This is a genomic window from Pseudoalteromonas holothuriae, assembly GCF_945859825.1.
Lineage (GTDB): Bacteria > Pseudomonadota > Gammaproteobacteria > Enterobacterales > Alteromonadaceae > Pseudoalteromonas > Pseudoalteromonas holothuriae.
Window position 1 is genome coordinate 75,670 of sequence record NZ_CAMAPC010000012.1, and the last position, 19,982, is coordinate 95,651.

19 protein-coding genes are annotated in these 19,982 nt (G+C 39.7%); 13 read left to right on the forward strand and 6 right to left on the reverse strand.

Annotated features, from left to right (window positions below):
- The first annotated feature begins 107 nt into the window (after positions 1 to 107).
- From OCI93_RS14550 to OCI93_RS14560, 3 genes are read left to right on the forward strand one after another with little or no spacing between them, the layout of a single operon-like run.
- Positions 108 to 950: a DUF3025 domain-containing protein gene (locus OCI93_RS14550; RefSeq protein WP_261593787.1), complete on the forward strand. Its 843-nt coding sequence runs from the start codon at positions 108 to 110 to the stop codon at positions 948 to 950.
- Positions 916 to 1,701 carry an ABC transporter ATP-binding protein gene (locus OCI93_RS14555; RefSeq protein WP_261593788.1) on the forward strand — a complete coding sequence of 262 codons (786 nt, stop codon included), beginning with the start codon at positions 916 to 918 and terminating at the stop codon, positions 1,699 to 1,701. The genes OCI93_RS14550 and OCI93_RS14555 overlap by 35 nt, the downstream gene beginning before the upstream one ends.
- Positions 1,694 to 2,902, forward strand: coding sequence for an ABC transporter permease (locus OCI93_RS14560; protein WP_261593790.1), 1,209 nt, complete (start codon positions 1,694 to 1,696; stop codon positions 2,900 to 2,902). Before OCI93_RS14555 ends, OCI93_RS14560 begins: the two co-directional genes overlap by 8 nt.
- Positions 2,903 to 3,035: 133 nt before the next feature.
- Here the strand turns inward: OCI93_RS14560 and OCI93_RS14565 are convergent, their stop codons facing one another.
- The 6 genes from OCI93_RS14565 to OCI93_RS14590 all read right to left on the reverse strand — a co-directional run bounded on the left by OCI93_RS14565 (position 3,036) and on the right by OCI93_RS14590 (position 11,331).
- Entirely contained in the window at positions 3,036 to 3,836 is an 801-nt protein-coding gene (locus tag OCI93_RS14565) for a UDP-2,3-diacylglucosamine diphosphatase (protein ID WP_261593791.1), read from the reverse strand.
- A gap of 302 nt (positions 3,837 to 4,138) precedes the next feature.
- Positions 4,139 to 6,172: a S9 family peptidase gene (locus OCI93_RS14570; RefSeq protein WP_261626707.1), complete on the reverse strand. Its 2,034-nt coding sequence runs from the start codon at positions 6,170 to 6,172 to the stop codon at positions 4,139 to 4,141.
- A 271-nt stretch (positions 6,173 to 6,443) separates the two neighbouring features.
- Positions 6,444 to 8,168, reverse strand: a complete 1,725-nt coding sequence (locus tag OCI93_RS14575; RefSeq protein ID WP_261626708.1) for a proline--tRNA ligase — start codon at positions 8,166 to 8,168, stop codon at positions 6,444 to 6,446.
- Between the two features lie 79 nt (positions 8,169 to 8,247).
- Positions 8,248 to 8,952, reverse strand: coding sequence for a tRNA (N6-threonylcarbamoyladenosine(37)-N6)-methyltransferase TrmO (gene tsaA / locus OCI93_RS14580; RefSeq protein ID WP_261593794.1), 705 nt, complete (start codon positions 8,950 to 8,952; stop codon positions 8,248 to 8,250).
- A gap of 116 nt (positions 8,953 to 9,068) precedes the next feature.
- Positions 9,069 to 9,545 (reverse strand): acyl-CoA thioesterase, encoded by a 477-nt coding sequence (locus OCI93_RS14585; protein ID WP_261593796.1) that lies wholly within the window; start codon positions 9,543 to 9,545, stop codon positions 9,069 to 9,071.
- 136 nt (positions 9,546 to 9,681) lie between these two features.
- Positions 9,682 to 11,331, reverse strand: coding sequence for an electron transfer flavoprotein-ubiquinone oxidoreductase (locus OCI93_RS14590; RefSeq protein ID WP_261626709.1), 1,650 nt, complete (start codon positions 11,329 to 11,331; stop codon positions 9,682 to 9,684).
- A 175-nt stretch (positions 11,332 to 11,506) separates the two neighbouring features.
- Here OCI93_RS14590 and OCI93_RS14595 point away from each other — a divergent pair, with 175 nt between their 5' ends.
- From OCI93_RS14595 to OCI93_RS14640, 10 genes are all read left to right on the forward strand, one after another.
- On the forward strand, positions 11,507 to 12,259 hold the full coding sequence (locus OCI93_RS14595) for an electron transfer flavoprotein subunit beta/FixA family protein (RefSeq protein WP_261626710.1): 753 nt from the start codon (positions 11,507 to 11,509) through the stop codon (positions 12,257 to 12,259).
- Positions 12,256 to 13,182: an electron transfer flavoprotein subunit alpha/FixB family protein gene (locus tag OCI93_RS14600; RefSeq protein WP_261593800.1), complete on the forward strand. Its 927-nt coding sequence runs from the start codon at positions 12,256 to 12,258 to the stop codon at positions 13,180 to 13,182. The genes OCI93_RS14595 and OCI93_RS14600 overlap by 4 nt, the downstream gene beginning before the upstream one ends.
- A gap of 518 nt (positions 13,183 to 13,700) precedes the next feature.
- Complete coding sequence (locus OCI93_RS14605) at positions 13,701 to 14,228, forward strand: hypothetical protein (protein ID WP_261626711.1); 528 nt, start codon at positions 13,701 to 13,703, stop codon at positions 14,226 to 14,228.
- Between the two features lie 223 nt (positions 14,229 to 14,451).
- Entirely contained in the window at positions 14,452 to 14,940 is a 489-nt protein-coding gene (locus OCI93_RS14610; protein ID WP_261626712.1) for a hypothetical protein, read from the forward strand.
- A 389-nt stretch (positions 14,941 to 15,329) separates the two neighbouring features.
- Positions 15,330 to 15,566, forward strand: a complete 237-nt coding sequence (locus OCI93_RS14615; protein ID WP_261593805.1) for a hypothetical protein — start codon at positions 15,330 to 15,332, stop codon at positions 15,564 to 15,566.
- A gap of 198 nt (positions 15,567 to 15,764) precedes the next feature.
- Entirely contained in the window at positions 15,765 to 16,580 is an 816-nt protein-coding gene (locus tag OCI93_RS14620) for a hypothetical protein (RefSeq protein WP_261626713.1), read from the forward strand.
- Between the two features lie 53 nt (positions 16,581 to 16,633).
- A complete protein-coding gene (locus tag OCI93_RS14625; protein WP_261593808.1) occupies positions 16,634 to 17,248 on the forward strand; it encodes a LysE family translocator in 615 nt (204 codons plus the stop codon).
- Between the two features lie 23 nt (positions 17,249 to 17,271).
- Positions 17,272 to 18,099, forward strand: coding sequence for a helix-turn-helix transcriptional regulator (locus tag OCI93_RS14630; protein ID WP_261626734.1), 828 nt, complete (start codon positions 17,272 to 17,274; stop codon positions 18,097 to 18,099).
- 96 nt (positions 18,100 to 18,195) lie between these two features.
- Complete coding sequence (locus OCI93_RS14635; RefSeq protein WP_261626714.1) at positions 18,196 to 18,747, forward strand: YbhB/YbcL family Raf kinase inhibitor-like protein; 552 nt, start codon at positions 18,196 to 18,198, stop codon at positions 18,745 to 18,747.
- Positions 18,748 to 18,875: 128 nt separating this feature from the next.
- Positions 18,876 to 19,955 (forward strand): MBL fold metallo-hydrolase, encoded by a 1,080-nt coding sequence (locus OCI93_RS14640; protein ID WP_261593810.1) that lies wholly within the window; start codon positions 18,876 to 18,878, stop codon positions 19,953 to 19,955.
- Positions 19,956 to 19,982: the final 27 nt, after the last annotated feature.

Consider the following 19,982-nt stretch of genomic DNA (forward strand, 5'->3'; position numbering starts at 1 on the left):
ATAAAAACTCAAAATATTCGAGCAACTGCGTTGGTTAACAGTCTGTGGCATTGGCGCTTGGCGCAACTTGGGGTAAACTGGCGCAAATAATTTTTGTATAGTAAGCCATGAAAAAGTTTACGCCACCAGAGGCATTTAATCCGCAATTACTCAATGGCGGTGCGTTTGAGCATTTAACTCAAGCCTTTCAATTGCATAATCAAACCGACTGGCCTTCATTTGAATGGCTTAACAGCTTTGTAACCGCACAAAATCACCTTGCAAAGCCGATTGTATTCGTGCCAGATGCGCAATTTAAAGAAGAAGCACGGTACTATGAGCAAATCATCTTTGAGACAGCCTGTGTTCCGACAAGAGAGAAAAATTGGCATGACTTGTTCGGCGCAATGATTTGGAGCTTATTTCCAAACAGTAAGACGTTATTAAACAAGCGTCATATACATGAAATTAATCTACATGGTTTAAAACAACGTAGCCGTCATAGGAATGCGTTAACACTATTTGATGAGTGTGGTGTACTTCTTGCGATGACAGATGAACATTTTGCAACAAAGCTAAAAGCCCATCAATGGCATGATGTTTTTGTAGAGCAACGTCAGCGTTGGGGGAAAGATATTAAGCCTTTTATATTTGGCCATGCTAATTATGAAATGCTAACGCAGCCATTTATAGGTTTAACGGGTAAAGTGCTATGCGTGATTGTTGATAATGCTTTTTTTGAGTTGAGCTTGACAGCGCAATATCAAAAGTTAGATGAGCAACTCGTTGATATGATAGAACACCAAGGTGTATTGAACGATAACTCTGCACTCTCTCCGTTACCATTGTTGGGTGTGCCAAATTGGTGCGATAAAAATACTGATCCTGAATTTTACAATAATACCGATTATTTCAGACCGAAACGAAGGAATACACATGATAGAAGTCAAGGCGTTAAAAAAACGCTTTAAATTGACCAAAGAACATCAACAAAAGGGAAAGTCTAAAGATGTTCGTGAGCATGACGGCTATTTTCACTCTGTGCAAAATGTCAGTTTTTCATGCTCTCAAGGTGAGGTACTTGGTTTACTAGGGCCCAATGGTGCCGGTAAAACAACCACACTGCGTATGTTGTCAACGGCGCTTACGCCAGATAGCGGTCATATTCATATAAATGGTCAAAATATCGTTAAAAAACCGCTCATTGGTCGAAAATCAATTGGCTTTTTGTCTGGGTCAACAGGTTTGTATGGTCGTTTAAGCGCAAGAGAAAATGTTGAGTATTTTGCTAAATTGCATGGATTAAAAGGCAAAACACTTAAATTACGCTGCGAAGCATTATTTGACATGCTTGATATGACATCGTTTTTAGATAAACGTGCTGAGCACTTATCAACGGGTATGAAGCAAAAAGCAAGTATTGCTCGTGCGGTGGTTCATCAACCAGATGTAGTTGTATTGGATGAGCCAACAACTGGGCTTGATATCATGACCACACAAACAGTCATAAACTTTATTCGCGGCCTTAAAAATAATGGTACACCAGTTATTTTTTCGACTCATCACCTTGATGAAGTGGCGCTACTGTGTGACCGGATATGTGTTATAGACAAAGGGGTTAGCTTTTTTGACGACAGTATTGCGCAGTTTAAAGCCCAAGGTAACAGTGAAGAGCTAAATCAAGCGTTTATGAACTTATTGCAAGGAGCTGGGCATGTTTGAAGTATTTAAAAAGGAACTGTTAGAGCTGCTAAGAGATAGAAAAACGCTATTTTTTGTTTTGGCGTTACCTATGCTTATATTCCCAGTCATTATGGGCTTAGTCGGCTTTTTAGGTTCTCAAGCAGCTTTAAAGGCAGAGCAAAAAGTACATACCTATTACATCATAAACGCGCAGCATAGTAAGCAGTTTGCCGAGCGGGTTTTTTATCACAAAAGCTTTAAACAATACAGTGGCGCTGAGCAGTTTGATACCATAGATGCACTAAAAGAGGCTGTGCGCAGTGGCAGTATCGATGTGGGTATTTATCTGGAGGCTGACCCCGCTGATGCCCTTAAACAAGGCAAACAAGCCAAATGGCAAATGGTATTTAACGACGCGCAAAGTATCAACTTTATTTATAATCGACTGCAATCACTTGCTAATGAATTTTCCGAGTTATTACGAGAACAGGCATTAGTGTCTTTGGGTGTAAGTAAAGACAAACAGCAGGCTATTTTACAGCCGATTGTTGTAAGTAAAGTAGACACCGCAGATAAACGTGAAAATATAGGTGAAAAAATAGGGGCATTCATTCCTTATTTATTGATCCCATTAGTTTTAATGGGAGCCAGTTATCCAGCCATTGATTTAGGGGCCGGTGAAAAAGAGCGAGGTACATTAGAGACCTTACTGCTCACACCTGTCACTCGTACGCAATTAGTACTAGGTAAGTTTTTAACTGTGTTATTGAGCTCGTTAGCATGTGCAACTGTTACTGTACTAAGTATGGCTATTTGGGTGTCGGTTGCAGTCAGTTTTGTAGAGTTAGATACCATAAAAAATGCCTTTTCCAGTATAACAGGTATGGACTTTGTATTAATCTTTGCCTTGTTGGTACCTATTGCAGCTATTTTTTCGTCACTGGTTTTAGCCATCTCTATTTATGCCAGAACTTTTAAAGAAGCGCAAAATTATATGGCACCGCTGAGCATGGGCGTATTTTTACCTATCGTTGTGTCGTTGATGCCTAATATGGTGCTTAATGCAAAAACGGCTTTGATCCCCGTTACTAATGTGGCACTGGCAATAAAAGAAATAGTTAAAGGAACCGTCGATTACGGATTATTGAGCATGATAGTGATCACCTCCGCCGGTTTAGCTGCGCTATTGTTAGCATGTTGTGTTAGATGGTTTTCAAAAGAAACGGTATTGTTTAGGTAGCAAATAAGTAAAAGAGCATAAAAGCGCGGTTATAAACCGCGCTTTTATAGGTTTTGTCGTGTTGGATTTATACTAATTACATTAAATAAATGACCCAGTATTGCGACAGGTAAATGGCTTAATAAAATTGGTATTATGCAGCTTTTGCATCATGGGCTTTGACTTTATCTAGCTCAACCACATTCACAACATGCTGAATATCAGACCAATGCAGTAACTCAATGCGGCCATTTTGCCCTTCAACCAATGCAGTACAGTTTTCAATCCAATCACCGTCATTACAATAAACAATGCCATCTTGGACTTTAATTGCTGGTTGATGAATATGGCCACAAATAATGCCATCTACACCTTGTTTTTTCGCTTCATGAATTGCAGCAGATTCAAACGCGCTGATCGCTTCACGTGCCTTGTGAACACGGTTTTTAAGCCACGAGGCTAACGACCAGTAGTGACCGCCATACAGTCGGCGTACTCGATTAGTCCAGCGGTTTAAAAATAATAAAAAGTCATAAGCGGTGTCACCGGCAATACTAATAAGTTTGTTATAGCGAGTTGCAGAGTCAAAATCATCACCATGTAAGAGCAAAAACTTTTTACCCAATGAGGTGGTATGAATAAAAGTTCTATGTACTTCAATGTTAAATAAGCTTTTGCCAACATAGCTTCGGAAAGTTTCATCATGATTCCCAGGAATGTAAACAACCCGAGTACCAGACTCTGCTTTTGCTTGAATGCATTCAAGTACTTTGTAATGTGACGCTTGCCAATAAAATTGTCGTTTCATTGACCACAAGTCAACAATGTCACCCACTAAATAGAGCACATCACAACGAGTGCTATTTAAAAAGTCTAACAAGTAATCGGCTTTACAATCCTTATAGCCTAAATGTACATCTGAAATCCAGATGCTGGGGTAGTACGTTGTAGTCATTGTCCGTGGCCTCAAGCGTAATAATATTTAAATTAATGCGCTAACGTGAACAAGCAATGACAGTAATGCGACAAGTTAACGAAAGTTGTTATTTGCAGGAGAACTTGACAAGTAGGTATTGTTTTCAAAGTCATAGAACTTCTAGAGTGTGGTTTGATCTGAGCAACAAATACATTTATTAATGTTTGCTGATAAAGAAGTAAATTAGATATTGTGCACTGCGGATATAATATCAATTGTATTAAATAAATGCGTATTAAGCCGCATGATACGACTTAATACGAAACTTAAACAGTATGTTGTTATTTTTTATATTTTTCAAACCATGCTAGCGTGTGTTCTATTTTACTGATCATTCGAGAAGGTCGCCCTGCAATGCCATGCGGTGCACCGGGGATCTTGACCAATACTGAGTCTATTTTACGGTGTTTCAGTGCTTGATAAAATTGCTCCGTTTCGGCCATAGGGGTTCGCAAATCTTCTTCACCAGTCATGAGCATGGTAGGTGTCGTAACGTTGCCAACCAAAGACAATGGTGAGCGCTGCCAGTAATGATCAACATGATCCCAAGGCATCCCAGGAAATTGAGTGGGGATCTGTATTAAACCGCTATCAGCAGTAAGTACCTTGCTTAACCAGTTGATTACTGGCTTTACAACCACTGCCGCATTAAAGCGATCAGTTAAGCCAATTGCATAGGCAGTAGCAATGCCGCCTGCCGAACCACCGGCAATAAATAGGTTTTTTTCATCAATGAACCCAGTTTTTAACATCGCATCCACCCCTGAATTATGATCCGCGAAATCTTCTTTTGAGCTGTATTTATATTTCAATAACATAGCAAAACGTTCACCATAAGAGCTACTGCCACGATGATTATCATAAAACACCACATAGCCCTGAGCAGCATAACGTTGTAATTCAGCGGAGAAATGTGGGCCATAGGCTAAGTGTGGACCACCATGTATTTCGAGCAACAAAGGATATTTCTTTTTAGGATCAAAATTGGGAGGGGTGATATACCAACCTTGAATTTGCTCACCATCAAAAGAGGAGTTATAGGTTAGTTCATGAACTTTACCCAGTGATTTATGCGCCAGTAGATCTTCATTTAAGCTGGTAAGCTGTGAGACTTTACCTTTTATACTAGTTAAGGCGACATCCGCAGGACGTTGGCTATTTCCTTTGGTAAATGTGATTTCACCATCATAATTGGCGCTGAAGTGACCACTCAAATAAGGACGCCCTAACGTGGTGCCTGATAAACTGTCAGATAAATCATTGATTTTACCCTTTGTCGTGATCGTTGCTAGCTTTCGTTTACCATGATCATCATAGGAGATAGCCAGCTTTGAGCTACTTACCCAAACTGGGTTTTGAATTGAGCGGTCAAAGTCTTTTGCGATCATATTCGTGGTTTTACTTTGCCAGTTCATAATATTTAGTTTGTGATTACGATAAGGGTTAAGCTCTCCTGATGCGCTTAAATAGGCCAATTGTTTGCCATTTTCAGAAAAACTTGGCGAGTGCTCTTTACCTGCAAATGAGGTAAGCTGTTTTATGTTACGTGCAAAATCTACTTCAAAGAGATCACCTTCAAGCGCTTTATACTCCCAATCAGCAATTCGATTTGCCGAAAATACGATTCCTCTTGAATCTGGGCGCCAAGCCAACTTGCCGCTGTGATGGTAATTACCTGAAGTGAGTTGGCGCGGGGTTCCGCCTTCACTCGGTAGTACAAAAATGTGTCGGTAACCGGGCTTAACTAAACCTTGTCCATCAGCTTGGTAGTAAGCGCTATCAATTACAATCGCAGGTTCAGACCATTTAGCCCCGTTTGGCTTACTAGGCATATTAGCAATGACAGCTGGTTTTTGTGATACTTTTTGACTAAAAGCGAGCCATTTGCTGTCTGGTGACCAAGTCAGGTTACTGATCCCCGTATTGAGCTGAGTTAGTAAGGCTGTTCGGTTTTGGTCTAAGTAATGCACGTGAACTTGAGTCGAGCCTGATACATTACTTACAAAAGCAATTTTACGGCCATCAGCAGACCAACGCGGTTGATAATAACTATTTTGGTCTGAAAAAAGCGGAGTTTGTTCACCCGACTGTGTATCAACGAGCCACAAGTTTTGCCTTTTTGAATCATTCATAACATCATTGCTATTTCGCACATAGATGATTTTTTTACCATTTGGCGATATTTGCGGATCACTTGCGTATTCCAATTCAAAAATGTCACTTGCTTGCAACCCCGTGCTTGCTTGAGTGAATAAAGGTAGTGCCGAAAAAGCCAGTAAAGAGCAATGCAATGTGCGTTTAAGCCAAAAAGACATATTTGTTCTCCGATATGTATTTAACCTGAGTTTTTATTAACGCTTATAATTAGTTACTTGAATACCGAAGTCACTCTATACACGATAGAATGAGATAAAAATCAGATGTATTTGGCAGTATTGATGATCTTGAATGAGCTATATCGTATTACTATTGATGAGCATATGTGAGTTAATTCTAAATGCCCTTTATTGAGCGCGTTGGTAGTATAACAAAAAAGCAGCATGGAGCTGCTGCTTTTAAAAATGCATTTTAAACTAAATATACTCGCTAACTACGAATTTGTGCTGTAATTGCGGCAACAGCTTCGTTGATATCTAGCATGAGTTTTTCGCCTGTACGACGGTTTTTAAGCTCAACTTGATTGTTATCCAAGTTGCGCTCACCAATTACTAATGTGTAAGGTACACCGAGTAGTTCCATATCGTTGAACATAACGCCCGGGCGCTCTTTACGGTCGTCGAATAACACTTCTAGACCTGCTTGTTTAAACTCACTGTATAAGCGTTCTGCGATATCAGGAATACGATGTGATTTATGCATGTTCATAGGTACAATTGCAAGCTCAAATGGTGCTAATGCTTTGGTCCATTTAATACCGTAGTCATCATTATTTTGTTCAATAGCTGCGGCAACGATACGTGATACACCAATACCATAACAGCCCATAGTCATGACTTGGTTTTTACCATTTTCGCCTAACACACCCGCGTTCATAGCTTCTGAGTACTTCGTACCAAGTTGGAATATATGGCCCACTTCAACACCGCGTTTAATTTGCAGTATACCGTTACCACATGGGCTTGGGTCGCCTTCAACAACATTACGTAAATCGAATACTTGGTAGTCAGTGACGTCTCTATCCCAGTTGATACCACTATGGTGCTCGCCATTGTTGTTCGCACCTGCCACAAAGTCAGCCATCACAGCAGCGCTTCGGTCAACAATAATTGGCATGTTAAGCCCAACAGGGCCAAGTGAGCCCGGGTGTGCGCCAATAGCAGCAAAAATATCTTCTTCTTTGGCCATTTCAAGCGGTGAATCAACTAATGTATGTTTTTCTGCTTTTAGCTCATTTAGTTCATGATCGCCACGCACAACCAGTGCAACTAATCCGCGTTGTTCATTTTCATCAGGTGTACCATAAACAATTAAAGTTTTAACGCCACGGTGTGGCTTTACACCATGCTTTGCTTTTAAATCAGCAATTGTTTTTGCTTCAGGTGTGGCAAACGTGTTTAGTTCTTTACTTGCCTCTGGGCGGGCTTCAGTAGGGGCTAGTGCTTCGGCTTTTTCGATATTTGCCGCATAGTCACTTTCTGAGCTAAACGCGATAGCATCTTCGCCAGATTCAGCCAAAACATGAAATTCATGCGAAACGCTTCCACCAATTGACCCGGTATCAGCGATAACAGGACGGTAGTCAAGACCTAAGCGTTCAAATATATTACAGTATGCTTGATGCATACGCTGATATGTTTGCGCCAAACATTCCTCTGTTAAGTGAAAAGAGTAAGCATCTTTCATGGTAAATTCGCGAGCACGCATAACACCAAAACGAGGACGCACTTCGTCACGAACTTTAGTTTGCACTTGATATAAAGTAATAGGTAGTTGCTTGTAGCTGTTGATCTCTTTACGCACAAAGTCAGTGATCACCTCTTCGTGTGTAGGACCTAGTGCAAATGGACGGTTATGTCTGTCGTTGATACGTAACAGTTCTGGACCAAACTGCTCCCAGCGACCAGACTCTTGCCACAGATCAGCAGGCTGGATCACTGGCATTAACATTTCAATGGCGCCAGCTTTATCCATTTCTTCACGTACAACTTGCTCTACTTTGCGTAGTACTTTTAAGCCTGATGGCAGCCAAGTGTATAAACCCGAAGCAAGTTTGCGGATCATACCCGCACGTAGCATTAACTGGTGGCTGATAATTTCAGCATCTGATGGCGTTTCTTTTAAAGTTGCCAAAATATATTGACTGGTACGCATGATGGTTCCGCTCGTAATGTAATTGTTTTTGGTAATAATAGCGCGTAGTTTATCAGCGCCACGTCGCTACACAAAGTGTTTATTCTTGGGTTATCTCAATCACTTGATTGTGCTCACCGTCTACTTGCCAGCGAATGTTGAAATTGTATAGGCTCATGCCATAAAACTGGGTTTGTTGTTTTTGTTTTTTATAGGCTGGGCGAGGGTCTTGTTTAAGCACATTGGCGATAAACGCTCGTAGCTGAGGATACTGGGTTTGCTTGGCTATAAATTGCTCTGCCTGTTCACTAAAGCTGACAGTCATATGTGTTTCTGGGCGTGTGTCGGCAAATCCTGCGCTGGCGTCTGTCATTGCATCCGAGTAGGGCAAATAGGGCTTGATATCAACGATAGGCGTACCATCTAGCAAATCAATACCCGAGAGCAGGAGTGCCAATTGACCATTTTTGTATTCTACACCTTCGAGCTTAACTGCACTCATGCCTATGCCATTTGGGCGAAAGGTTGCTCGAGTTGCAAATACACCTTTGCGCTCATTACCACCTAAACGTGGTGGACGTACCAGTGCTGAGTAGCCTTTGTCTGCCGTTTCGTGAAAACGGAACAAGAGCCATAAATGACTAAACTCATCAATACCACGCACAAACTCTTCACGGTTAAAGTCGTCACAAAATATCAACTTTGCTTGCGCTTGTGGCACCAATCTAGGTTGGCGCGGAATAGCAAATTTTTGTTTATAAGGTGATTGAATATGTCCAATAGGCTGAATTTGATAGCTTTGCACTGTGTCTCTTTCGTTATGTTTGAAAATATAGGCGGCCGAGATTGTAGCGCGTATGTACTGGTTTATCTATGCTCTCATACCATTGAACCCTGTGGTCATGCTAAAAGCTAATGCTTTTATTCATCAATGGTGCGATGTAACAGTGACTCAGTTTCAATGGCTATTTCTTTCATTTTAATTGCATATACTTCAAGTTTTTTTTGTTCTGGCGTTGTTGCTTCAAAGTGCGGAACAGGCACAGAATAACCAGCTTTATCCATTGCGATAAAGCTAATGATACAATGGTTACTTTCAACTAATGATTGTTTTTGTGGATCACCACAGCGTACGCGAATAAATATTTGCATGCTAGTTTTACCCGTATGGGCAATTTGTGCTGTTACCTCAACAATTTGACCAACGAGAATAGGGCGTTTAAAGCGCACACCAGCAACGGATACGGTAACACAATAACTGCCGCTCCAACCTGCTGCACAGGCATATCCTGCTTGATCTATCCACTTCATAACAATACCGCCGTGTACTTTACCACCAAAGTTCACATCAGTAGGCTCTGCTAAAAATCTAAAAACGACTTCGGAATTTCCGCTCATAGTGTATTACTCAAGGTTGCATCATTTTGATTAAGTATATGCAATATTTAGATTTTTGCTGGTAGGGTTGGCAAAGTACAAAAAAGGGCTGTAAAGCCCTTCGCAATTTGGGTTTGATACAATTGAATTAATTTAACTACATATTTGGGTAATTTGGACCCCCAGCGCCTTCAGGCGTGACCCAAGTGATGTTTTGGCTAGGATCTTTGATGTCGCAGGTTTTACAATGCACACAGTTTTGCGCGTTGATCACAAATAGCTTTTCACCTTGTTCGTTCTCGTTTATTTCGTAAACACCCGCTGGACAATAACGCTGTGCAGGCTCAGCAAATTTTGCAAAATTAACGGTGATTGGAATACTGGTATCAGCTAGTTGTAAATGGCACGGTTGAGATTCTTCGTGATTTGTATTTGATAAAAATACTGAAGACAGTTTATCAAAGCTTAATTTGCCATCAGGTTTAGGGTAGCTTATTTGCTCGCATTCAGACGCTGGCTTTAACACACTATGATCAGGTTGCTCGTCTTTAAAGGTAAACGGCAAAGCACCAGAGAAAATATTTTGATCGAGCGTGTTATAAGCGCCGCCTAAAATTCTACCAAATTTATGTAAAACAGGGCCAAAATTACGAGATTGATAAAGTTCATCATATAACCAGCTAGATTTAAACTTATCAGCAAAGTTTTCTAAATCAGCCTGTGGTTGCTCAGTATTTAATGCTTCTAAAATGCAATCAGCCGCTAACATGCCAGATTTCATAGCAGTATGATTGCCTTTAATTTTGGCAAAGTTTAAGGTGCCAGCGTCACAGCCGACTAACAAACCACCTGCAAAATGCATTTTTGGCAGAGAATTTAATCCCCCTTTGGCAATCGCGCGGGCCCCATAAGAAATACGTTCTCCACCTTCTAATACTTTGGCGAATACAGGATGGTGTTTCATGCGTTGAAATTCATCGAAAGGGCTTAAATAGGTATTGCTGTAATTGAGGTCAATAATTAGACCTACTACAACCTGATTATTTTCAGCATGATACATAAATGCACCGCCATGGGTGTTGTTATCAAGTGGCCAACCTGTACCATGTACTACAGTACCTTCTTTATGTTTGGCTGGGTCAATTTGCCAAATCTCTTTAAAGCCAATCCCGTAGTGTTGCGGTGTTGCATTTTTATCAAGTGCAAATTGGCTGATTAATTGCTTTCCTAAGTGACCACGACACCCCTCAGCAAATACCGTGTATTTAGCACGCAGCTCCATACCCGGCATATAACTGTCTTTTGGTTGCCCGTCTTTATCAACACCCATATCACCTGTGATAATACCTTTAACTTCATCGTCTTCAACAATTAAGGAATGCGCGCTAAATCCAGGAAATATTTCAACGCCCAACTGTTCTGCTTGCTCAGCAAGCCAGCGACAAACATTACCCATAGAGACAATATAGTTACCGCGATTTTTAAACGTTTTTGGTACTGCGAGATGGGGAATATTTATGGCGCTATCTTTATCTTTAAACAAATAAGTATCATCTTGCGTAACTTGTGTACTGATTGGTGCCCCTTTTTCTTTCCAGTTAGGTAGCAGCTCATCTAGTGCTTTGGTCTCAAAAACCGCACCTGACAAAATATGCGCGCCCACTTCTGAGCCTTTTTCTACGACACAGATCATCAGTTCTTTTTCTTGTTGCTGTGCCTGTTGTGCCAATCGAATTGCGCATGACAAACCTGCAGGGCCTGCGCCGACAACCACAACATCGAATTCCATGGTTTCACGTTCAACCATTTTAACCTCACTATATTTGACGGTGTATTAACTAAAAAGAGGCTTTAGTTTTTATTACGTTAAAGTAAGGTTATTTTAGGTTGACGTTTACGTCAACAGGAAGTAGTCTGATTCCATAAAATAATTATGTTGACGTATGCGTCAGCTGTAAGAATAACCAGATGATGGAGCAACCATGAAAGTACTTGTGCCAATCAAACGAGTGATTGACTACAACGTCAAGGCAAGAGTTAAGCCAGACAACAGCGATGTTGATTTAACCAATGTTAAAATGGCGATGAACCCATTTTGTGAAATTGCAGTAGAAGAGGCTATTCGCTTAAAAGAAGCAGGTACGGCTAATGAAGTTATTGCCGTCTCAATCGGTGATAAAGCATGTCAAGAGCAGCTTCGTACCGCTTTGGCATTAGGTGCTGACAAGGCGATTCACATCGAAACTGACATTAAGCTTGAGTCATTACATGTAGCAAAGCTACTTGCCAAACTGGTTGAACAAGAGCAACCAGAGCTGGTTATTCTTGGTAAACAATCAATTGATTCTGATAATAATCAAACAGGTCAAATGCTTGCTGCATTAACGGGTCGCAGCCAAGGCACGTTTGCTTCTAAAGTCGTGCTTGAAGGCAATAAGGCGCAAGTAACTCGTGAGGTTGATGGCGGGTTGCAAACGGTTTCTTTATCGTTGCCAGCCATTGTAACCACAGATTTACGTTTAAATGAACCACGTTACGCTTCACTCCCTAACATTATGAAGGCCAAACGTAAGCCACTTGATGTTATGGCGGCAGATAGCCTAGGTGTTGACCTTGCCCCACGGGTTGAGCTACTACAAGTTGAAGAACCCGCTAAACGAGAAGCAGGTATGATTGTAGAGAGTGTTGAACAACTAGTAACAAAACTAAAGACTGAAGCGAAGGTGATCTCATGAGTGTATTAGTTATTGCAGAACATGAAAATGGTCAACTAAAGCCTGAAACAGCAAAAGTAGTTAATGCGGCTGTTGCTATTGGTGGTGATATTGATGTTTTAGTTGCAGGTACTAACGTTGCTGATGTTGCAAACAGTGCAGCACAAATTGCAGGTGTAAATAATGTACGCGTTGCAGATAACACCGCTTTTGAGCATCAATTGGCTGAAAACACAGCAGGTCTTATTGTTGAACTTGCACCCAGTTATACACATATTTTAGCCAGTGCTTCAACGACGGGTAAAAACACCTTACCACGAGTAAGTGCATTACTTGATAAGTCGCAAATTTCAGAGATTATCAGTGTTGTTGATGCAGATACGTTTAAGCGGCCAATTTATGCAGGTAACGCCATTGCGACGGTAAAATCGAACGAGGCACAAAAAATTATTACTGTGCGTGCCAGTGCTTTTGATACACAAGGCGAGCAGGGGGCATGTAACATAGAACCTCTATCAATGAACATAAGTAATACCTTAAGTGAATTTGTTGGCATTGAGCAAACAGAGTCAGAACGGCCTGAGTTAAATGCCGCACCAGTGGTTATATCAGGTGGTCGTGGTATGCAAAATGGTGAAAATTTTGCGTTACTTAATGGCATAGCAGATAAGTTGGGCGCTGCAATTGGTGCATCTCGTGCCGCTGTAGATGCGGGCTTTGTGCCAAACGATATGCAGGTAGGGCAAACGGGTAAAATCGTTGCACCTGATTTATATATAGCTGTGGGTATTAGTGGTGCTATTCAGCACCTAGCGGGTATGAAAGACTCTAAAGTGATTGTAGCCATTAACAAAGACCCTGATGCACCTATCTTTCAAGTGGCAGATTATGGTTTAGTCGCTGATTTATTTGAGGTGTTACCAGAGCTTGAAGCCGCTTTATAAAAAACAATAATAATTCTGGTTGTAAAGCCGCAGTGCCGTAAGGCCGCGGCTTTTTTTGTGTTCGTTGTCTATCTTTTATCTATCTGGCCAAAAGGTAGGCAGCTAAAACTATGCTGACAAAGTAGGTAAAACCGCACCTAACTTTTTGCAATTACCTCCTAAGCCCTCGGATAAAACTAAAAATAGTAGTAAAGATGTACTTTTGGCATAGAAATATCAAAGGTACTGGATTTGCGTGTCCATTGTTTGATAATTTAATAATGGCTGTCTAGTTAATTTATAGTTAATTTATTACTGTCTTTTCGCAATTTTGCGTCCTTAACAACAAGTCATGGATAGCGATAATGAAGTACGGTAAATTACTAACAAAAATACATCAAAAAAACCACAAAGTGCTAGCATTTTGCTTATTAAAATGATTATATATCTCAACACTGTTTACTTACTAAACAATTAAATGTCAATAGTTTGTAAGTTTAGATAAATTCAATGCATAATTTATTAGAGTTGAGATAAGGGTGTTCCAAAAATATACCCTTACGTTTGCTGTAGGAGCAGTCGTAGGTAGTATTTTAAGTTTGCTGTTACTGAAAAATAACAAACCTAATGCCACTACTTCCGATAATAGCGCAAAGGTGCAGGTGCTTACACAAGCACTATTTGAACTTAAGAAACAAAATAATAATATGAATCTGCAACTTGAACAGCATAAACAAGTTTCACTCACGACGCCATCTAAAGCATTACTAAATAATAACAACGACTTAATACCGTCCACTTTAGACCTGCATAAAGAGCTAGCTTTGCAATACACGAGAGAAGATGTTGAAATACAGTTCGCAAATTACTCTGTCAAACCAGCGGTTATTCAGTTGGCTAACCGCTTCGTTCTAAGTAAAGATAAGCATACTAAAAGTGACGCTTTGCTCTTTGATAAAGCTCAAAAAGACTTCGATTATTGGCAACAACTACAGAAATTTAACCTGCAGCCTCTTAATAATTCATCGACTTTAATACAGGAATACAATGACGTTTTTATTTATTAATACACCGAACTATAAAACAAGTATGTTAGAGCAGCTCGATGATAAACAGATAAAAAAATATGCTACAGATACAAGTTTGAGTATTTCAGTAAGCCCATATGCATTTCCAAACGTTATCGTAATACGGATAAGCTAACTTAAATAAAGAATATTTTTACTAACGAGCAGCTAAAAGGGTTGAACCTATGAAGTTGCAAACAACTATAAAATATGAAGGAAATATATGAAAACAATAATACTAACCTCTCTCGCTTCTATGATTGTACTAGGTAGTGTAAGTGTAAACGCGCTGCCACATTGCCCAGGAGGCGGTGGCCACTGGTCGTATGAAACACAACGAGTCAAAGTGTGTGATAGAGAAACGGAAACATACACTACTACACACCGTGACTGCGATTATTATGGTCATATTTATCTTGGGCATTTATGGAACACTCCAGATATTCCATTATCTCCTATTAGATACACAAGCTTTTATACTCAGGTGAGTGAAAGTAGCGCATGTCCAAGTTCAAAATATATGCATGAGAGTGGCACTTATTGGTATACCAAACCAGATGGATTTAGAACCATCGGCTGGTATGATTATACTGGCACCATTGCAAATACTCGCGATCAGTTAATTACCGAAACACACGAACGTGTTGTAGAGACAAATTGTCGATATGAGAATAAGGTTGTTCGAGTTTGGCGATGTGGAATGGAGCCATAATCAAAGTTAATTGATATGTTCGATAATCGGCATCTTATGAAAGTAGATGCCGTCATTCATTTAAAACTTATCAGACCAAAATCACTGGTACTTTTCACAATCTAATATTTGAGTCGTTTTCTTAAGCTTTAGTTTAAGGCTATGGTATAGCTAAACAGGTCATATATGAAAGATATAAAGGGGTCAAGTTCTGAGGGATCCCCACAATTGCTAATGAGCTACAAGCATTCACGGTAATCCTTATATAATTGCTTGAGTGCTTCTAAAAAAGTTTTCAGTTTTATTTTATAACCCATAGAATTGTGTTTTGAGGTTTAATTTAGAACAATTTTTAAAAATGGGAAATTATACAGGCTCGTTAGCACTTTTAAATTTACACGGAGGTATTTATGTCTGAATCTAAAGTTAAAGAAGGTGGGTCAAACTTTGCTGGTTTAATGTCCGCAGCATTTGCGAGTGGCTTTGCTACATCTTCTTTGGATGGCTTTGAAGTAAATTATAGTTTCTTTATTGGCTCGCTTGATGTTGTTTCTATATCAATCAGCTTTATTGTCTTTAGTATATTGTTTTATCCATTTAATAAGTTTTTTGGTTGGCTGTATTGTGCCTCCCCAAATAATAAATAAACGACTAAATAGTGTGCCAGCACATAAGATCTAACAAAGATGAACCTAAACTCTATCTATGTACTCTTCGGGTACAATGATATAGGGTTTAAGCAGTTTTAGTAATGTTTCTATATAATCACTTTATGCAGATATAAAGTAATTATCGGTAATTTATTTCGCTATCAGTTATAACTAAAAGTCTAAGGAAAGTTGATTTTGAGCAAGCATATTATTATTTCGTTGATTGCGTTTATGTGTGCAGTAATAGACGCAATAGGTGGTATGCTGGGTTATTGGTCAGTATCGAATAGTCAGTCTCGCTATTATATTTTTGGTTTTGAGCTGTTAACTTTATGCTTGTTGGTAGTCAACAGCTTTCTCATTGCGCACTATTTACGGACCAGTAAAACACAATTTAGATTAGCAGTTTTGTGTTTCATTGCTTTGGTTTTTTGTGTGCTAGGCGATATCGTTAACTTTAATTTAGGTGGCGAGTATTACGGCAAAGGAGATGTTATAAAGCATGATTACTTAATTGACTCTATATGGTTTTTTGGCCCAGGGTACTTACTTATTGTTGTGGCTTTAATGCAAATCTTATTGCAATTTTACCAACCAAAAGTATTATTAGTATGTGTAATCGGTTCACTGCTGTTAGCAACGTTAAGTTACACTAATATGGTTATTTTAGGCAGTGGTGTATACATTATTAGTATGGCTTTTTTTTACAGCTTAGTCATCTCGTTGCCGGCACTGTGTGGGGTTTTATTACTATTAGCTTATGGCTTTAATAAAGCGCCAATATGTATATGGGTTATTTCTTTAGGTTTAGTTTTGGCGAGTATTGCAGATGCAATCATTGGCCAGTTTTGGCTATTTGGAAATAACGGCAAGGGAATATTCCCATTAGCACGTGAGATAAATTGGATTGTTTACATTGCTTCGCAAAGTATTATTGTTCATATTCCTCGCATCTTGCCTGTTGATGAAAGATCAGCAAGTATCAATCATCAAAAACTATGTAAAGGCTAATTTGTTGTTTAAATTACCCATCTATAACAAGTTAATAAGGGAAGGCGTATTACATGGAATATATACTTGCTGTTTTTCTTTTTGCTGTATCTGCATCAGTTACGCCAGGGCCCAATAACGTACTTATTATGACCTCAGGTGTTAATTTTGGTGTTAAAAAGAGTATTCCCCTTCTTTGTGGTATCTGCATCGGTTTTGCCATCATGTTGCTGGTAGTGAGCTTTGGCTTTATGCAAGTCTTTATACTTTACCCAAACCTTCATCTAATCATAAAAATAATCGGCGTTAGTTATTTGTTATATTTGGCTTGGGTGATCAGTCGTTCATCACTTCCCATTTCAGCTGACATAAAACCATTGCCTTTGTCGTTTTTCAATGGCGCACTGTATCAATGGGTAAATGCAAAAGCATGGGTAGTTGCTTCGGGTGCGGTGGCTGCATTTACAACGGTAGGCGCAAGTAATATAGAGCAAAATATAGTGATTGCAGCGATATTTTTATTGGTATCTTTTCCTTGTGTTGGACTATGGCTGTTTTTTGGTTCATTGCTTAAACGCGCTTTGTCTAACAATAAATACCGAAGCGTGTTTAACAATACTATGGCATTGTTGTTGGTGTTGTCAGTTATCCCGGTCATATTAGAGATTAAGCAACAACTGTTATATTAATACTGAGGTAGGAGGTTATCGTGATGCAAACATTGCAAACATTGCAAACATTGCAAGCGTTGCTTGAGCAAATAAAGAGCGCGGACAGGCCTCAACCGTTTAGTGTTTATCATTCATATTTTGAACAAAAGTTGTTAGACGTTCCAATTACCAAGCCATTACTGATCATTATTTTACAAGGTAGCAAGGCCTTGGGTCACACTCAACAGATGTATTGCCAACAACAATTTATTTTTCTTGCTAACAGCTTAAATATAGATATGCGAAATATACCTGATAATGACGCGTATCATGCGTTATTAATAGAGTTCGAACCATCTGATTTTGATGTTTTTACAGGGTATCAGAGCGTAACCAAAGAGGTTTCACACTTTAGTGGTCAGGTGTGTGCTCGTTTCGAGTCTTGCTTGACTCAGTTTATACAAAGCTCGTTATGGGCATCAAATGACATATTTACAATGAGAAAGCGTGAGGTTTTATGGTTTTTAAAGGAGCTGGGTTTTAATGATGTGTTATCAATAAAGCCACATACTTCTTTGGGCCATAAAGTGCATGAGCTATTTCAGCAAAGTCCACAGCTACATATGAGTGTCTCACAGCTGTGTCGTACTTTGGCGATGAGTGAATCCTCATTGCGCAGAAAACTTAAGTTTGAAGGCACGAGTATTCAAATAATAAAAGACCGAACCAGAATGGCACAAGGTCTTCATCTTCTACAGACTAAACAATATACGATAGGGCATGTTGCATCACTTTGTGGCTTTGATTCGCAGTCTAAATTTACCGAAAAATTTAAAAAGCACTTTGGATTGACACCATCAGCGCTATTGCGAACCAAAATGAAAGATTAGGGCTAATAGTTGGTTGATTATGGGTAACGTTAGTAATGAATGGTCGTTATGCTTTAAATCAACAAATAATTAGCCAATAAATAAAAAGGAAATTCCATGAAAAACAGAATTAATGCCGCTCTATTATTAACCCTTGCACTTACAATGAGTGTTCATGCATTTGAGTTATCTAGCCATGACATTAAAGATGGCCAGTTTATGAGCAAGCAGCAGGAGTTTAAGGGGTTCGGCTGCGATGGTGATAACCTTTCACCACATTTACGATGGCAGGATGCACCTAAACAAACAAAGAGCTTTGCCATTACAGCTTATGACCCTGATGCTCCAACAGGCAGTGGTTGGTGGCACTGGCAGGTTGTTGATATTCCAAGTACAGTAGAGTCATTAGGTTCAGGTGTCGGCACTGCAAAAAATACAGGCTTGCCAGAGGGGGCGAAACAAATTAAAAATGACTATGGGAATACCAGTTTTGGGGGAGCCTGTCCACCAAAAGGTCATGGTGTACATCGCTATCAGTTTACAATTCATGCATTAGGTGTCGCTAAACTGCCTTTACCTGATGCACCGTCTTCAGCGCTCGTAGGGTATATGATTAATGCGAACAGCTTGGCGTCAAAAACAATTGAAGCACTGTATAAAAAGGATTAATGCCAGCGGGTTACATATGGGCAGTTTGACTGCCCAGCTTGTTTTAAAAGCACTGGCTAAGCCAATTTAACAAAGCAACGCTATGCGGACATATGTGAGAAAGTTAAATTTTATCAGGTTTAGAAAAAATGAAATATCAGATTCTTTTGGCAAGTATCTTTTTAAGTGCTTGTACAACTCCCAATCATGTTAAAACAGTAACATCTGCAGATCAGGTAACGGTATATAATAGTAATCCAGGTTATCAGCATCGGTTTGATAACTTTTATAAAATGCCTAAGCAGTATCCCGTAAGTTGTATAAAAGATTGCTATCCAAAAACACCACTTATTGAGTGTGAACAGGGTATGGAGCAGTGCCAATACATTGGTAATAATCCTATTTTAGAGCGTAAATCTGGATATCGGTTGCAATGGTTAGGACATGCGACATTTTCAATTCAAACACCAAGTGGTGAAACAATTTTGATAGACCCAGTAAAGCATCAATTTGATTGGCCAATAGACTTGGGGTTCAAATTAACCGGCGGCTTTTATCGAAATGAAGTGCCGTGGCCAAGTGACCTAGAGTCGGGGGTTGATGGCGTGGTTTACTCTCATATTCATTACGATCATTTTAGTACGCAAACAATAAAGTCGCTTGGTAATAAAGTGCATTTTTTCACTCCGCTTGGCTTTGCTGAATACTTCCCTGATGATGGCTATCAAATTACACAAATGCCTTGGTTCTCATCAGCGAAGATAAATGGATCAACACTGCACTTTGTGCCAGCGCATCATTTTAGTAGCCGGATCATTGTGCCATATATAACAGAAGATAATGACGCCAGCTTGTGGGGTGGGTGGGTGATTGAATCAAATAACAAACGCTTGTTTTATGCCGGAGATACGGGGTACTCAGAGCATATTGCTGAAATAGCAAAACGATTTGACGGTTTTGATGTCTGTTTAATGCCAATAGCTTCGTACTTTCATAAAACAGCGGGACGGTGGTATCGAAAAGTACATATGACACCTGAAGACGCTCTTTATGCTGCGCAAGAACTAAATTGTAAAGTGATGATCCCATGGGGATATGGTAATGCGTCTTGGAAAATGGGGGATAAAAGTAGCCATGCTCCGTTGTTTAGATTACTAGGTCAGTACCCGCAAATTCACAGTAAGACCCCGTTGATTATCTTAAATGAAGGCGAGCGTATTGAGTTATAAACAGATTATGGCATGAGTTTCATTGCT

What these genes read in the sequence shown, in the direction of transcription:
- OCI93_RS14585 (WP_261593796.1), bottom strand. Translation starts at nt 9,545, where the DNA reads ATGAGCGGAAATTCCGAAGTCGTTTTTAGATTTTTAGCAGAGCCTACT.
- OCI93_RS14635 (WP_261626714.1), top strand. Translation starts at nt 18,196, where the DNA reads ATGAAAAACAGAATTAATGCCGCTCTATTATTAACCCTTGCACTTACA.
- OCI93_RS14615 (WP_261593805.1), top strand. Translation starts at nt 15,330, where the DNA reads ATGTCTGAATCTAAAGTTAAAGAAGGTGGGTCAAACTTTGCTGGTTTA.
- OCI93_RS14565 (WP_261593791.1), bottom strand. Translation starts at nt 3,836, where the DNA reads ATGACTACAACGTACTACCCCAGCATCTGGATTTCAGATGTACATTTA.
- OCI93_RS14550 (WP_261593787.1), top strand. Translation starts at nt 108, where the DNA reads ATGAAAAAGTTTACGCCACCAGAGGCATTTAATCCGCAATTACTCAAT.
- OCI93_RS14630 (WP_261626734.1), top strand. Translation starts at nt 17,272, where the DNA reads ATGCAAACATTGCAAACATTGCAAACATTGCAAGCGTTGCTTGAGCAA.
- OCI93_RS14590 (WP_261626709.1), bottom strand. Translation starts at nt 11,331, where the DNA reads ATGGTTGAACGTGAAACCATGGAATTCGATGTTGTGGTTGTCGGCGCA.
- OCI93_RS14575 (WP_261626708.1), bottom strand. Translation starts at nt 8,168, where the DNA reads ATGCGTACCAGTCAATATATTTTGGCAACTTTAAAAGAAACGCCATCA.
- OCI93_RS14625 (WP_261593808.1), top strand. Translation starts at nt 16,634, where the DNA reads ATGGAATATATACTTGCTGTTTTTCTTTTTGCTGTATCTGCATCAGTT.
- OCI93_RS14595 (WP_261626710.1), top strand. Translation starts at nt 11,507, where the DNA reads ATGAAAGTACTTGTGCCAATCAAACGAGTGATTGACTACAACGTCAAG.
- OCI93_RS14640 (WP_261593810.1), top strand. Translation starts at nt 18,876, where the DNA reads ATGAAATATCAGATTCTTTTGGCAAGTATCTTTTTAAGTGCTTGTACA.
- OCI93_RS14555 (WP_261593788.1), top strand. Translation starts at nt 916, where the DNA reads ATGATAGAAGTCAAGGCGTTAAAAAAACGCTTTAAATTGACCAAAGAA.
- OCI93_RS14600 (WP_261593800.1), top strand. Translation starts at nt 12,256, where the DNA reads ATGAGTGTATTAGTTATTGCAGAACATGAAAATGGTCAACTAAAGCCT.
- OCI93_RS14570 (WP_261626707.1), bottom strand. Translation starts at nt 6,172, where the DNA reads ATGTCTTTTTGGCTTAAACGCACATTGCATTGCTCTTTACTGGCTTTT.
- OCI93_RS14610 (WP_261626712.1), top strand. Translation starts at nt 14,452, where the DNA reads ATGAAAACAATAATACTAACCTCTCTCGCTTCTATGATTGTACTAGGT.
- OCI93_RS14560 (WP_261593790.1), top strand. Translation starts at nt 1,694, where the DNA reads ATGTTTGAAGTATTTAAAAAGGAACTGTTAGAGCTGCTAAGAGATAGA.